Origin of the sequence: Paraburkholderia kirstenboschensis, from assembly GCF_032806925.1 — a bacterium.
Taxonomy (GTDB): domain Bacteria; phylum Pseudomonadota; class Gammaproteobacteria; order Burkholderiales; family Burkholderiaceae; genus Paraburkholderia; species Paraburkholderia kirstenboschensis.
The window spans coordinates 405,454-419,476 of the sequence record NZ_CP136513.1; the positions used below are offsets into that span (position 1 = coordinate 405,454).

Consider the following 14,023-nt stretch of genomic DNA (forward strand, 5'->3'; position numbering starts at 1 on the left):
ATAAAAGTACTTGCCAAGCAGTGTGGGGCTCCATATAATCTCGTTTCTTCAGGCTCGTAGCTCAGCTGGTTAGAGCACCACCTTGACATGGTGGGGGTCGTTGGTTCGAGTCCAATCGAGCCTACCAACGAAAGAGAAATTCCGGTACTGCCGGGGTTTCGCAAACTGCAGTAAGCGCCTTTGGCGCAAAAGGCGAATACGGTTATGACACCGCGAACGTTGACCGAAACCACTTCGGAGCGACGCTAGTCGAGGACCACTTTCGCCAGTGTAGTTTGCAGGAAATGTGAATGCGGCCCCTCGAAAGCGGGGCCGCATTTTTTTTTGGCTTGTTTGATTGATGTATATGCCGCCGCCGGTCGGCACCACGGAGAACGCAATGGTTTCGATACGTCTGCCTGACGGTTCTGTTCGACAGTACGAGCATCCGGTGACCGTCGCCGAAGTGGCCGCGTCGATCGGCCCCGGCCTCGCCAAGGCCGCGCTCGGCGGCAAGATCGACGGTGAACTGGTCGATACGTCCGCGCTGATCGACCACGACGTGGCGCTTGCCATCGTCACCGAAAAAGACGCAGACGGTCTCGATATCATTCGTCACTCTGCGGCGCACCTGCTTGCGTACGCAGTGAAGGATCTTTACCCGGAAGCGCAAGTCACGATCGGTCCGGTCATCGACAACGGCTTTTACTACGACTTCGCGTATAGCCGTCCCTTCACGCCGGAAGATCTCGAGAAGATCGAAAAGCGCATGCAGGAGCTCGCAAAGAAAGACGAGCCGGTCTCGCGCCGCGTTGTGTCGCGCGACGAAGCGGTGGACTACTTCAAGAGCATCGGCGAGAAGTACAAGGCTGAGATCATCGAATCGATTCCCGCTACGGACGAAATCAAGCTGTACTCGCACGGCGGCTTCACCGACCTGTGCCGCGGTCCGCACGTGCCGTCCACCGGCAAGCTGAAGGTCTTCAAGCTGATGAAGGTGGCGGGCGCCTACTGGCGCGGCGATTCGAAGAACGAGCAGTTGCAGCGTATTTACGGCACGGCCTGGACGAAGAAGGAAGATCAGGACGCGTATCTGCATATGCTCGAAGAGGCGGAGAAGCGCGATCACCGTAAGCTCGGCAAGCAACTCGACCTGTTTCACATGCAGGACGAGTCGCCGGGCATGGTGTTCTGGCATCCGCGCGGCTGGACGCTGTGGCAGCAGGTCGAGCAGTACATGCGCCGCCGTGTGAACGACGCGGGCTACCTCGAGATCAAGACGCCGATGATCATGGACCGGTCGCTGTGGGAAGCGTCGGGTCACTGGCAGAACTATCGTGAAAACATGTTCACGACTGAATCGGAAAAGCGCGATTACGCGATCAAGCCGATGAACTGTCCCGGTCACGTCCAGGTGTTCAACCACGGGCTGCGCTCGTATCGCGATCTGCCGCTGCGTTACGCGGAGTTCGGCTCGTGCCACCGCAATGAATCGTCGGGCGCGCTGCATGGATTGATGCGCGTGCGTGGTTTTGTGCAGGACGACGCGCATATTTTCTGTACTGAAGACCAGTTCATCAGCGAGTCGATCGCCTTCAACACGCTGGCCATGAGCGTGTACAAGGACTTCGGCTTTGACAACGTCGAGATCAAGCTTTCTTTGCGGCCTGACGCCCGTGCCGGTACGGACGAGACCTGGGACCGCGCGGAGCAGGGCTTGCGCGAAGCATTGACGGCTTGCGGCGTGACGTGGGAAGAACTGCCGGGCGAAGGGGCGTTCTACGGTCCCAAAGTGGAATATCACATCAAGGACGCGCTCGGTCGCTCGTGGCAGTGCGGCACGTTGCAGCTCGATATGGTGCTGCCGGAGCGTCTGGGCGCCGAATACGTCGCGGAGGACAACAGCCGTCGCCGTCCTATCATGCTGCACCGGGCGATCGTCGGATCAATGGAGCGTTTTCTCGGCATTCTGATCGAGCACCATGCTGGTGCAATGCCTGCGTGGCTGGCCCCAATGCAGGTAGTGGTGGTGAATATCGCCGAAAGTCAGGCCGAATACGCACAGTCTGTGGCCCAATCGTTGCAAAAACAAGGGGTTAGAGTAGAGGCCGATTTGCGCAACGAGAAGATTAGCTATAAAATACGTGAGCACACGCTTGAGAAGGTGCCGTACCTGCTTGTGGTCGGCGACAAGGAGCGTGAAGCCCAAACGGTAGCCGTGCGTGCCCGTGGTGGTGTCGACCTTGGCGTGATGCCTGTCGATTCTTTCATTGAGCGTCTGCGCCAGAACGTGCAGTCGTTCAACTGAGCCACTTGGCAGCGCGGCTCGTTTTTTAATTTTTAGAGGAAACGTAACATCGCTACTGATAAGTCTGCGCACCGCATCAACGGTGAAATTACGGCACCCGAGGTGCGTCTGGTCGGAGTCGAGAACGAACCGCTCGGCATCGTGAAACTTGCTGATGCGTTCCGCATGTCGGAACAGCAAGACGTGGATCTGGTGGAAATCGCGCCGCAAGCGGTTCCGCCGGTTTGCCGCTTGATGGACTACGGCAAGTTCAAGTACTCGGAAGCGAAGAAGCAGCACGAGGCCAAGCTCAAGCAGAAGATCGTTCAGGTCAAGGAAGTCAAATTCCGCCCGGGCACTGACGACGGTGACTACAACGTCAAACTGCGCAACCTCATTCGCTTTCTCGACGACGGCGACAAGACGAAGATCACGTTGCGTTTTCGTGGCCGCGAAATGGCTCACCAGGAAATCGGTATGCGCATGCTGGAACGCCTGCGCACGGACCTCGACGAAGTTGGTCAGGTCGAGCAAATGCCGAAAATGGAAGGGCGCCAGATGATCATGGTGCTTGCTCCGAAGAAAAAGAAGTAAGCGGTCAGAGCGGCGACGCGCCACGTGGCGCGTGTTCTGGTTGTGAAAAGTTGATCGATGTCGCGCCGGGTGTCCGGTGCGGCATCAGCAGGTTTCGAGACGGCGCTTATGCAAATGCGCGCCGTTTCCGAAAAGCGGCTGCCGGCGGTATTGGCGGTCTGCATACCAAGTGGAATGGGTTTCGAAGGGCGGGTAATGGCTATCTGGCCGACCGCACACCCATATCCATCTAATAATGGAGTTGTCATGCCGAAGATGAAGACCAAGAAGAGTGCTGCAAAGCGCTTCGTGGTGCGTCCGGGCGGTACCGTCAAGCGCGGTCAAGCCTTCAAGCGCCACATTCTTACCAAGAAGACCACCAAGAACAAACGCCATCTGCGCGGTTCGACGGCAGTTCATGATTCCGATCTGAACTCCGTGCGCGCAATGCTGCCGTTCGCTTAACCCTTAACCGAAACTCATAGGAGCGAAACATGCCTCGAGTAAAACGTGGGGTTACCGCACGGGCCCGTCACAAGAAGATCATCAAGCTGGCCAAGGGTTACCGCGGCCGTCGCAATAACGTCTATCGCATCGCCAAGCAGGCGGTCATGCGCGCAGGCCAGTACGCCTACCGCGATCGCCGCAACAAGAAGCGTGTGTTCCGTGCATTGTGGATCACGCGTATCAACGCGGCGGTGCGTCAGCACGACATGACGTACAGCGTGTTCATCAACGGCCTGAAGAAGGCTTCGATCGAACTCGACCGCAAGGTGCTGGCCGACATGGCTGTGTTCGACAAGGCTGCTTTTGCTGCGATCGTTCAGCAGGTGAAAGCCGCCGTTGCAGCCTGATTGCGATTCTGGCAATTAACACTGCGTGGTTCGTTGCAGCGAACATCCGGTAGTCTCGGTGACGCTGCAACAAAAACGGGGCTCCTCACCGAGCCCCGTTTTTGTTGGTAGAACCAGTTTTGCTTCGATTGAACACTGACGTTGAAATGATGGGATCAATGGACCTGGACCAGATTGTCGCGGACGCGCAAAAAGCCTTCGCAGAAGCCTCCGACGTCACCACCCTCGAGAATGAGAAAGCACGCTTTCTCGGCAAGTCGGGTGCGTTGACGGAACTGCTGAAGGGCCTTGGCAAACTCGATCCCGAAACGCGCAAGACAGAAGGCGCACGGATCAACCTCGTCAAGCAACAGGTTGAAGCCGCGCTGACGGCTCGCCGCCAGGCGCTGGCCGACGCGTTGCTGAATCAGCGCCTCGCCGCCGAAGCGATCGACGTCACACTGCCAGGCCGCGGCGCCAATACGGGCAGCCTGCACCCGGTAATGCGCACGTGGGAGCGCGTCGAACAGATTTTCGGCAGCATCGGATTCGACGTGGCCGACGGCCCCGAAATCGAAACCGATTGGTACAACTTCACCTCGTTGAACAGCCCGGAAAACCATCCGGCGCGCTCAATGCAGGACACTTTTTACGTCGACGGCAAAGATGCCGACGGCCGCCAACTGCTGCTGCGCACGCATACGAGCCCGATGCAGGTGCGTTACGCGCGTACCAACACGCCGCCGATCAAGGTGATCGTGCCGGGTCGCACCTACCGTGTGGACAGCGACGCGACTCACTCGCCGATGTTCAATCAGGTCGAAGGCCTGTGGATCGACGAGAACATCAGCTTTGCTGATTTGAAGGGCGTCTATACGGATTTCCTCAAGAAATTCTTCGAACGCGACGATATTCTGGTGCGTTTCCGTCCGTCGTATTTCCCGTTCACCGAACCGTCGGCCGAGATCGACATGCTGTTCGAAACGGGCAAGAACGCGGGCAAGTGGCTCGAGATTTCGGGCTCAGGCCAGGTGCATCCTACCGTGATCCGCAACATGGGCCTCGACCCGGAGCGTTACATTGGCTTTGCTTTCGGCAGCGGCCTCGAGCGGCTCACCATGTTGCGCTACGGCGTGCAAGACCTGCGTCTGTTCTTCGAAAACGACTTGCGTTTCCTGCGTCAATTCGCTTGAACGAACGCATGGCGCGACAAGCATAGAGCGCGGTAATGCACACAGTGCATGCCGCCACAGCGTCCCGGCAGTGACAGGCAGTGACTCGCGGTAACTCATGGCAACTGGCGATTTCGCCGAACGCCGAGTTGCGCGATGCATCTGCCCCACGCGGACCTAACCCGATCAGAACGTACACAGAACCATGCAATTCCCGGAATCCTGGCTGAGAACTTTTGTCGATCCGCAACTGACGACGGACGAGCTATCGCACGCATTGACGATGGCGGGTCTCGAAGTGGAAGACCTGCGACCGGCTGCGCCGCCGACCTCGAAGATCGTGGTCGGTCAGGTGCTGGAAGTCGTCAAGCATCCGGATGCAGACAAGCTCAACGTCTGCCAGGTCAACGCCGGCACAGGCGCCACGCTGAATATCGTATGCGGTGCGCCGAACGTGGCGCCCGGCATCAAGGTGCCCGTCGCGCTGGTCGGCGCGCAACTGCCGCCGGCCGAAGAGGGCGGCGCGCCGTTCGAGATCAAACTCTCGAAGCTGCGCGGCGTGGAAAGTCAGGGCATGCTGTGCTCGGCGCGCGAACTGAAGCTCTCAGAAGATCATAGCGGCCTTCTGATCCTGCCGGAAGATACGCCGATTGGCCAGGACATCCGCGAAACGCTTAATCTCGACGACACCATTTTTGAAATCAAGCTGACGCCGAACAAGGCAGACTGCTTGTCGGTGTTCGGCGTGGCGCGCGAAACGTCCGCGATCACCGGCGCGCCGTTGCGTCCGCTCGAGATCAAGCCGGTCGAAGTCAAGCTCGACGAGACGCTGCCTGTCAGAATCTCGGCACCTGATCTTTGCGGCCGTTTCTCGGGCCGTGTCATCCGCGGCGTGAATGCGCGTGCGAAATCGCCGCAATGGATGGTCGAACGTCTTGAGCGTTCAGGTCAGCGCAGCATCTCCGCGCTCGTGGATATTTCCAATTATGTGATGCTCGAGTTGGGCCGTCCGTCGCACGTGTTCGATCTGGACAAGATCCACGGCGGTTTGGACGTGCGTTGGGCCCGCAAGGGCGAAACGCTCAAGCTGCTGAACGGCAACACCGTCGAGCTCGACGAAACGGTTGGCGTGATCGCCGACGAGCAGCACATTGAAAGCCTCGCGGGCATCATGGGCGGCGACAGCACGGCCGTCACGCTCGACACGACCAGCATTTATCTTGAAGCCGCATTCTGGTGGCCCGATAGCATTCGCGGCCGCTCGCGCAAGTACAACTTCTCGACCGATGCGGGCCATCGCTTCGAGCGCGGCGTCGATTACGCGACCACGGTCGAGCACATCGAACGGATCACGCAACTGATCCTCGACATTTGCGGCGGCGAAGCGGGTCCCGTGGACGACCAGGTCGTCAACGTGCCGCAGCGCGAGCCCGTGAAGATGCGTGTGTCCCGCGCGAACCGCATCATCGGCGTCGCGATCGGCGCAGATGAAATCGCGCAGATCTTCACGCGCCTCGGCCTCGCCTTCGAACGCGACGGCGACACGTTCTCGGTCATACCGCCGTCGTACCGTTTCGATATCGAGATCGAAGAAGACCTGATCGAAGAAGTCGCGCGCATCTACGGCTTCGAAAAGATTCCGGCGCGCCCGCCGGTCGCGAAGAGCGAAATGCGCGCGACCAACGAAACGCGTCGCTCGATCCACGCAATCCGCCACGCGCTTGCCGCTCGCGATTACGCTGAAACGGTCAACTTCAGTTTCGTGGACGCTGAATGGGAGCAGGACTTCGCTGGCAATGACAAGCCGGTGCGTCTGCTGAACCCGATTGCAAGCCAGTTGTCGGTCATGCGGACAACGCTGATCGGTAGCCTGATTCACGTGCTGCGCACGAACCTGAACCGCCGTGCGGCGGACCGCGTACGTGTGTTCGAGGCCGGCCGCGTGTTCCTGCACGATCCGTCGATCAAGGCCGGAGAGTTGACGGTCGAAGGCTTCGCTCAGCCGAAGATGATCGGCGGGCTCGCGTACGGTCCCGCGCTAGAGGAGCAGTGGGGCGCGCCGGCGCGCATCGTCGACTACTTCGACGTGAAGGCCGACGTCGAAGCGCTGCTCGCACCGGCAGTCGCGCGTTTCGTCAAAGCGGAGCATCCCGCGCTGCATCCGGGGCGCAGCGCGCGAATCGAGCTGAATGGCCGCGCGATCGGCTGGATTGGCGAACTGCATCCACGCTGGATGCAAAAATATGATTTACCGCATGCGCCGATTCTGTTTGAAGTCGAAGCGGACGCATTAATGCAACGCGTATTGCCCACACCGTCGGAAGTGTCTAAATTCCCGCCGGTGCGTCGCGATATCGCGGTAGTTGTCGATCAAAAAATCGAGGCGCAGGCGCTGCTGGACGAGCTCCAGAAGGCTCAGTCGGAGCCCGCCTGCAAGACCGTCCAGAAGGTTGTGCTTTTCGACGAATTCCGTCCAAAATCAAACACTTCCGGTGGCTTGGGGGCTCACGAGAAAAGCCTTGCGTTCCGTGTTACCTTGCAAGATACTGGCGGGACCCTTCAGGACGAAACGGTCGATCTGGCCATTCAGACTCTGGTGGAACGTCTGGCTCGAGTATATGGCGCACGGTTGCGCGGATAACCCGCATTTAACAATTGCGCGGCTGTTTCCGCATCCTTTGTTTTCTGCATGGCGCGCCATTTGATAGATATGAATGAAATGAACTCGAGTGATTTCGAAGCCCTTCTTACGGCGCAACGCAGCGCCATGATTCGAGAAATTCCGACATCACCCGCCGTCGTTTCAACTGAAACGCCGACGCTCACCAAAGCGGAACTTGCCGAGTTGCTGTTCGACAATGTCGGGCTCAACAAGCGGGAAGCGAAAGACATGGTGGAGGCGTTTTTCGAGGTGATCCGGGATGCGCTGGAGAGCGGCGACAGTGTGAAGCTGTCGGGCTTCGGCAACTTCCAGTTGCGCGACAAACCGCAGCGTCCCGGCAGAAACCCGAAAACCGGCGAGGCAATCCCCATTGCCGCGCGCCGCGTTGTGACGTTCCATGCAAGTCAAAAGCTGAAGGCTCTGGTCGAGAACGGCGCGGAAGCGAGCTTCACGCGCTGATCGACTGGCGCGTTCCTGCGCAACCCACCACGACGGCTAACTGACGATGACAGCGACGATGGAAAAAGTCGTCTTGCCTCCGATTCCGGCGAAACGCTACTTCACGATTGGTGAGGTCAGCGAACTATGCGGCGTCAAACCGCATGTGTTGCGCTATTGGGAGCAGGAGTTTACGCAGTTGCGGCCTGTCAAGCGACGCGGCAATCGCCGGTACTATCAGCATCACGAGGTGCTGTTAATCCGGCGGATTCGTGAGTTGCTGTACGAGCAGGGCTTCACGATCAACGGTGCACGCAATCGCCTGGATTCACATGGCGGCGGTGCGCACAATGCGCCGGCTGAAATGGGCGAGCAGGTCGAAGGCTTCGTTCCGCCGGAGTCAATAGCACCCGCGGTCGCCGTCGACGTCGAGCAGTTGCGCAAGGAATTGCTGCACGTGATCGATCTGTTGAATCGCTAGTCGCTTTGTTGGCGCGGACGGTTCTCTTCGAATGAAGTGTCTGTTATAATTTTGTGCTGTTCGGGGCGTAGCGCAGCCTGGTAGCGTACCTGCATGGGGTGCAGGTGGTCGGAGGTTCAAATCCTCTCGCCCCGACCAAAGAAATCAATGGGTTACAAGTTTAGGCTTGTAGCCCATTTTTCATTTCCGCCGTTTGACCCCAACATTGACCCCAACGGCGGTCGAAGCTGCCTACTGTCTTGTTGTGCGCGAGCGCATCGACGGCTATATTCGCGGTTGACCTTGGCAAGCCGGTCAACTCTGACCCACGCGAAACAACAATAAGGGGCGTCGGCCTGACCGACAGGCTGACGAGAATGCATGATCGACCAAACATTCTCGGCGCGAAATCTTCTGCGCCTGACAACGAGACTAGACCCAAAGAAGTACAAGTTAGGAAAGAGGCGTGCGGACTATCTCGCATCGCTCGAAAGGATAAGCGAAGCGATTCTCGCTGATGATTTCCAGTTCTCTCCCTTCTCCGTCTCGCAAAGAGCAGGTAAGCCTGTCTACTCCGTCACAAGCCACGTTGATGAGTTTGCGCTTAGGAAGTTAAGCGACAACGTTGCCCGCGTCTATGGAGTGCAGCAGTCGAATAGATCGGAAATAATAGGCCAGGTAATACCGCTTCTCCGCGAAAAGGTTCCCCTTTTTCTGCTCAAGTTAGATGTCAAAAGCTTCTACGAAAGCATCAATCGAGTGGCCTTGCTAGAGTTGATTGCCAAAGACTCTTCACTTTCGTTTCGGAGCAAACTGTTACTCGATCAACTGCTCGGGAATGCAAAACATTTTCCCGGTCCTGGGCTTCCGCGCGGAGTCAACTTAAGCGCCACACTTTCCGAACTCTATATGAAGGAGTTCGATTTCGCCGCGCGAGGCATTGAAGGTGTCTATTTTTACGCTCGGTTCGTCGATGACATTTTAATATTCTCGTATGCTAGCCCGGAACCGGTGAAAATCGCATTGCAAAAAATTCTTCCGACCGGCATGAATTTTAACGACGACAAAGAATGTATTCTCGGATTCGATCGGAACGGGAATTGCGCAATCTTTAATAAGACGCCCGACATATCGTATCTCGGGTATAAATTTGTTTTCAGGCCGCCGAGCGCGTTGCCCCAAGGGAAACAACCTAAAGGCACTGCCGCGCCGCCGTCGCCACCCCGACTCGTTATAAAAATAGCAGCGTCGAAACTCTTGAAAATGCAAAGGCGAATAATGTTGGCGATTTTTTCGTTTTTTAGAAATCGGGACGTGGCGCTTTTAACTGATCGGATTCGATTCTTGACTGGAAATTGTCGAATGAAGCGTGACGGAGATAATGGCATGCTGCTGACAGGGATATACTATAACTACAGTCACATAGACGAATCTGGAATTTCAGAATTAAAAAGTTTGACCCAATTCATGCGAAGGGCGATTTTGTCAAAAAGAGGCGCTTTCGGTAGAAAGTTACAGACCTATTTGACGAATGAACAAAGACGTTTGTTGATTTCATATTGTTTTGAGACTGGATTTAAAGAGAAAATCACGCACAAATCTACGCCGGAACGCCTCAAGCAAATCAAGGAGTGCTGGCGGCATGTCTAAGTCAACGAAAAAAGATAAAATTCAAGCGCAACGATTTTCTTCGCGCATTGTTGACAGATACTTTGCCGTATGAAGTTCCGTTGCTTTTTTCAAACTACGGATACTATCGTCGACTTCATGAGAAGGCTGATTCGGCGCTTCGCGACGTCTGCAAGCTGGATCTGCTACCGAAGAAGGAGTGGGCGATTCCTTATTCGTACAACATTAAAAAAGACTCGCTTGATTTTCGGACGTTGAGCATAGCCCATCCTGCGGTCCAGCGCGATTTTTGCGAGCTTTACGAGAAATACAATCAGTTAATTATTGGACTGTGCTCGCGGAGCGCGTTTAGCTTGCGACACCCCGTCAAGGTTGCAACGCGCTATTACGAAAGACCGAGGGCGATTAGATCGTCATATGCTGAGCGTTCCGTCGAGGTGCAGGAGGATGGCTTTGCCGAACAGGAACGGCATGCGTCGTCCTTCTTCTCCTATCAACGTTATAATCTGATTCATAAATTCTATGAATCGCCAGATTTTCATGATTTAGAAAAGAAATTTAAACATCTGCGCCGGCTCGATATTTCGAAATGCTTTAATCACATATATACGCATTCCATATCTTGGGCGGCGAAAAATAAGGCGTTTGGCAAGGAATTCAAAGGCGAAGATACGAGGGTCGGTTTGATGATCTCATGCAGCGCTCCAACTATAATGAAACGAACGGCATCGTCATTGGTCCTGAAATTTCGAGAATCTTTGCTGAAATAATACTGCAAAGCGTCGATGCCGCCGTGGAAAGAACTTTGACGGCAGAATACTCGGCTGGGCGTGAATATGATATTAGGCGATACGTCGATGATTACTTCGTTTTTGCTAACGATGAAAGGCTTCTCGATGTCATTCAGTCATCGCTAGCAAGGCAGCTTTCACAGTTCAAACTCTACCTGAATTCCGCAAAGACGTTCTCTCAATGCCGTCCGTTCGTGACGGGGCAAACTGGAGCCAAAATCGAGCTCGCATCCCTGGTTGATCGTATCTTCGAACAGCACACGCGCAGCGCTAAGCAAATGCGTGAGGCAATGAAAGAGCATCGCGACAGCGTGGCGGAAGCGGGCAAGGAAAAACGCGCCGAACCGTTTCCAGTAGCCTATGTTGGGAATGCCGCTGCGCTTGGTTCGGGATATATCCGCGACATCAAGCAAATTGTAACGAGAAGCCAGACTGACTTTGATCTGATATCGAACTATTTTTTTAGCGTTATTAGTCGAAAAACTATCGAGTTAGTAAATAGGATCGACCTAAAAGAATCTGATGCCAAGCAGATTGAGCGGCTTACACGATTTTTGCGAACGGTTTTAGACCTAATATTTTTTGTGTACGCTATGTCCCCGCGTGTTCGGGCGACTTATCAGGTCAGCGCGCTTTGTTTTTCGCTTAGTGAATTTTGCAACGCGATGCCAAAAGACTCTCGGGAGTACGTAAAGAGTCTTATGGCGGATCATATGCGGGGGATATTGAGAGAGGCTGTGGACGGTGGAGAGGGGGACAACATCGAAGTAGTAAACTTGCTTATCGTTTTGCGTTCCTTTGGAGACCAATACCTGCTAACCCAGCCGGAACTCTTCCACATATATGGTTTGAGTTTCGGTGAGGGTAAGCAACTTCGAAGCGGTGGCAGTGCATTCGGATATTTCCAGATTGTGACGCTCCTCCACTATGTTGCTGACGACCCTCGTTTTTCGGAAATACGAGACGCGGTCTGTGAACACGTTCAAAAAAGGTACGACGCTGAGTCACTCGTTGGCCTCCAACGGAATGCCGAGCTAACGATGTTGGCCTTCGACTTCCTCCGGTGCCCATACGTTTCTGCGCCACGTAAGGAACATTTCGCTCGGGAGCTTTTGAAGAAGCACAACAGCGACAACTTGAAGGGAAGGGTTCCGTTGCTCCTCAATCTAGTAAACAAAGGTGATTGGTTTTTCGCTTGGCATATGCGAGACGCACTTGGCGAACTACTCTGGAAAAAGGAGTTGAGAACAGCCTACTAAAAGCAGTATTATTCGGCGGGGCTTGGCATAGTCGAAGTTGACAGTTTCAGCACTGGCTTCTTGAGCAGTGATATCCGGCGACTGACGTGCGTGACGAGGCGGAAGCATTCTCGAAGTCACGTGTGGCGAAAGGTAAGTATCCTGGAGCCAGACGTGATGAGGATGATGTGTCCGTGTAGTTATGCGTGACGAAGGGGTTGAATCCTTGCCGTCATTTGCAGCAAAAGGAGAGTACCCCTAATGCTGTAAGCCGATGCGTTGCAACCTGGACGCTGCATCACCGCTGCTCGATGTCGAGCGCACGACAACGTGGCGGCGGTAGCTACGGGACACACGAATGGATGTGCCAAGTCCCCCCGCAAGGGCAAGACCCCGCTCGCGTGTCTTCACCTGCTACCTCACATCGTAGATCATCGTTCCTTCAACACTCGTGCTCAACCGCGTTTGCTCACGAGACGGTACAACCTTAGCGCACAAGTGAAGCGTGCCGTGACGTCCATTGTGGGCCGCTCTTGGCCGTTTCAACACTGCATGCCTGCGGGCATATCCCCGCCGCAAAGTGATTGCGCAAGAGGCGGCGCAGTGCCGCGCCTTTGTGCGTTATTGCAGGTCGGTCGGCAAGTACGGGATCGGGTTCGGCGCGCCGTTCGGCATCCACTGATTCGCTTTCACGCCGCGTGGAATGCTAGGCACGCCCGCCGCTTCAATCTTTTTGATGAGCGCGTCCCGGTCGGCTTTCCAGTCGGGCAGGCTGCGCTCATCGAACCCATCGCCGCGCAACGTGCGGAATCGGTTGCTGTCGAGCGCGCGCCATACCTCATGGTTACTGATCGGCCATCCGCGCACATCATCGGAGTCCGTGCTGAAGTGATTCGCGGCATCTTCGTAAGCCGCCGCCCGTTTTGCCCGTTCGCACACGAAGCGAATCGCCTCATCAATCAAACGGTTTTCGCTTTCCGTCACCGCCTTGAGCAGTCGGCCCACCTCTGCATCAATCTGTCCTGCCTCGGCTACGGCGGCGATGCGAGCCAGTTCGAGGCGCTGTTCGATGAGCGGCAGCGCAGCATCTGCGGCCTCGTCTTCTGTTCGGGCAACGGCGAGCGCCGCTTCCTTCTTCCTGATCTCCGCATCGAGCCGTGTTGTGTTGGCCGGTCGCGCTTCAGCGAACGCCGTGCCGATCTCTTCGCGACGCTGCTCGCTCAATGCCTCAATCTCTTCAGCGATCCCCGCCGACTTGCCAATTGCGGCGCGAACGCGTTCGAGGTCCGAGAGCAGCTTGCGCACTGGCGCGGCCACCTTTGCGCGGCGCTTACCGAGCTTCGCAATCTCCGCATGTGTTTTCTCCGAGAAATCCGCTACTGCCTCATTCGCCTTTGTCAGTTCGCTAATGGTTACTGTCGAGCTACCCATTGTGATTCTCCTTATATTGGCCTCTCAGCCATCGGTTAAAGCGGCATTCACCGCTAAAGTACTTCCATTCAGTTTGGAAGTTATTTCTTGATTCACTTCTAATGCTTGCCCGCTTTCAGGCATTGCCGAGGTGCGGCATTAACCAGCAGCGGCCTTAAAACGCTCTGTACGGGCTTGCCGCATGTCGGCTAGTACGCGGGTCCCATCTGAGGGTATCGGGCTGCGCGGGAGGGCGGAGAGCCCCGGCGTCGGAAAATTTCTGGCGGCTTGCCTGACACCATTGGTCGATTTGCCGTTTTTGCGGACACTGCCCGAAGGGCAATCCGGCATTAACCGGTCTCTCGACCTCAGGCCATGCTCGATGCAACATCGAAAAATCCGGGCCGGGTGCGCTTAATGCACTTATGGAGCGTTTTTCATAACTTTTTCTATGTTTTCTTTCCCGTAGGACTTTTTGAAAAAGGGTAATAAGTGCATTAAGTGCACCTTGCCCATCGAATTAATACAATCTGGGACACCCTGAGACACCG

Annotated in this window: 12 protein-coding genes and 2 tRNA genes; 13 read left to right on the forward strand and 1 reads right to left on the reverse strand. The window is 55.8% G+C overall.

Translation table 11 applies throughout. The features are described 5' to 3' along the window. Positions 1–50: 50 nt before the first annotated feature. From RW095_RS24495 to drt3b, 13 genes are all read left to right on the forward strand, one after another. A tRNA-Val gene (locus RW095_RS24495) sits at positions 51–127 on the forward strand. Positions 128–379: 252 nt separating this feature from the next. Next, positions 380–2,287 carry a threonine--tRNA ligase gene (gene thrS, locus RW095_RS24500; RefSeq protein ID WP_317021512.1) on the forward strand — a complete coding sequence of 636 codons (1,908 nt, stop codon included), beginning with the start codon at positions 380–382 and terminating at the stop codon, positions 2,285–2,287. Between the two features lie 48 nt (positions 2,288–2,335). Continuing rightward, positions 2,336–2,860: a translation initiation factor IF-3 gene (gene infC / locus RW095_RS24505; RefSeq protein ID WP_074263967.1), complete on the forward strand. Its 525-nt coding sequence runs from the start codon at positions 2,336–2,338 to the stop codon at positions 2,858–2,860. Positions 2,861–3,106: 246 nt separating this feature from the next. Beyond that, the gene (gene rpmI, locus RW095_RS24510; RefSeq protein ID WP_006052501.1) at positions 3,107–3,304 is read left to right on the forward strand and encodes a 50S ribosomal protein L35; all 198 of its coding nucleotides are present in this window, start codon (positions 3,107–3,109) and stop codon (positions 3,302–3,304) included. Positions 3,305–3,333: 29 nt separating this feature from the next. Beyond that, positions 3,334–3,693, forward strand: coding sequence for a 50S ribosomal protein L20 (rplT, locus tag RW095_RS24515; protein WP_006052502.1), 360 nt, complete (start codon positions 3,334–3,336; stop codon positions 3,691–3,693). 158 nt (positions 3,694–3,851) lie between these two features. Next, complete coding sequence (gene pheS, locus RW095_RS24520) at positions 3,852–4,865, forward strand: phenylalanine--tRNA ligase subunit alpha (RefSeq protein ID WP_164853555.1); 1,014 nt, start codon at positions 3,852–3,854, stop codon at positions 4,863–4,865. A gap of 184 nt (positions 4,866–5,049) precedes the next feature. Then, entirely contained in the window at positions 5,050–7,485 is a 2,436-nt protein-coding gene (gene pheT, locus RW095_RS24525) for a phenylalanine--tRNA ligase subunit beta (RefSeq protein WP_317021513.1), read from the forward strand. Between the two features lie 69 nt (positions 7,486–7,554). After that, on the forward strand, positions 7,555–7,965 hold the full coding sequence (locus tag RW095_RS24530) for an integration host factor subunit alpha (RefSeq protein ID WP_012433735.1): 411 nt from the start codon (positions 7,555–7,557) through the stop codon (positions 7,963–7,965). Between the two features lie 46 nt (positions 7,966–8,011). After that, positions 8,012–8,425: a MerR family transcriptional regulator gene (locus tag RW095_RS24535; RefSeq protein ID WP_317021514.1), complete on the forward strand. Its 414-nt coding sequence runs from the start codon at positions 8,012–8,014 to the stop codon at positions 8,423–8,425. Between the two features lie 61 nt (positions 8,426–8,486). Further along, positions 8,487–8,563 (forward strand) — tRNA-Pro (locus tag RW095_RS24540). 222 nt (positions 8,564–8,785) lie between these two features. Continuing rightward, the gene (drt3a, locus tag RW095_RS24545) at positions 8,786–10,054 is read left to right on the forward strand and encodes an antiviral reverse transcriptase Drt3a (RefSeq protein ID WP_317021515.1); all 1,269 of its coding nucleotides are present in this window, start codon (positions 8,786–8,788) and stop codon (positions 10,052–10,054) included. Beyond that, complete coding sequence (locus RW095_RS24550) at positions 10,036–10,803, forward strand: RNA-dependent RNA polymerase family protein (RefSeq protein ID WP_317021516.1); 768 nt, start codon at positions 10,036–10,038, stop codon at positions 10,801–10,803. Before drt3a ends, RW095_RS24550 begins: the two co-directional genes overlap by 19 nt. Continuing rightward, positions 10,728–12,083 carry an antiviral reverse transcriptase Drt3b gene (gene drt3b, locus RW095_RS24555; RefSeq protein ID WP_317021517.1) on the forward strand — a complete coding sequence of 452 codons (1,356 nt, stop codon included), beginning with the start codon at positions 10,728–10,730 and terminating at the stop codon, positions 12,081–12,083. The genes RW095_RS24550 and drt3b overlap by 76 nt, the downstream gene beginning before the upstream one ends. A 600-nt stretch (positions 12,084–12,683) precedes the next feature. Here drt3b and RW095_RS24560 read toward each other — a convergent pair. Beyond that, positions 12,684–13,493: a hypothetical protein gene (locus tag RW095_RS24560; RefSeq protein WP_317021518.1), complete on the reverse strand. Its 810-nt coding sequence runs from the start codon at positions 13,491–13,493 to the stop codon at positions 12,684–12,686. Positions 13,494–14,023 lie beyond the last annotated feature (530 nt).

Bases quoted from the DNA above. Each gene is read 5' to 3' on its own strand.
- thrS (WP_317021512.1), top strand. From the start codon at position 380: ATGGTTTCGATACGTCTGCCTGACGGTTCTGTTCGACAGTACGAGCAT.
- rpmI (WP_006052501.1), top strand. From the start codon at position 3,107: ATGCCGAAGATGAAGACCAAGAAGAGTGCTGCAAAGCGCTTCGTGGTG.
- rplT (WP_006052502.1), top strand. From the start codon at position 3,334: ATGCCTCGAGTAAAACGTGGGGTTACCGCACGGGCCCGTCACAAGAAG.
- pheS (WP_164853555.1), top strand. From the start codon at position 3,852: ATGGACCTGGACCAGATTGTCGCGGACGCGCAAAAAGCCTTCGCAGAA.
- pheT (WP_317021513.1), top strand. From the start codon at position 5,050: ATGCAATTCCCGGAATCCTGGCTGAGAACTTTTGTCGATCCGCAACTG.
- RW095_RS24530 (WP_012433735.1), top strand. From the start codon at position 7,555: ATGAATGAAATGAACTCGAGTGATTTCGAAGCCCTTCTTACGGCGCAA.
- RW095_RS24535 (WP_317021514.1), top strand. From the start codon at position 8,012: ATGACAGCGACGATGGAAAAAGTCGTCTTGCCTCCGATTCCGGCGAAA.
- drt3a (WP_317021515.1), top strand. From the start codon at position 8,786: ATGATCGACCAAACATTCTCGGCGCGAAATCTTCTGCGCCTGACAACG.
- drt3b (WP_317021517.1), top strand. From the start codon at position 10,728: ATGCAGCGCTCCAACTATAATGAAACGAACGGCATCGTCATTGGTCCT.
- RW095_RS24560 (WP_317021518.1), bottom strand. From the start codon at position 13,493: ATGGGTAGCTCGACAGTAACCATTAGCGAACTGACAAAGGCGAATGAG.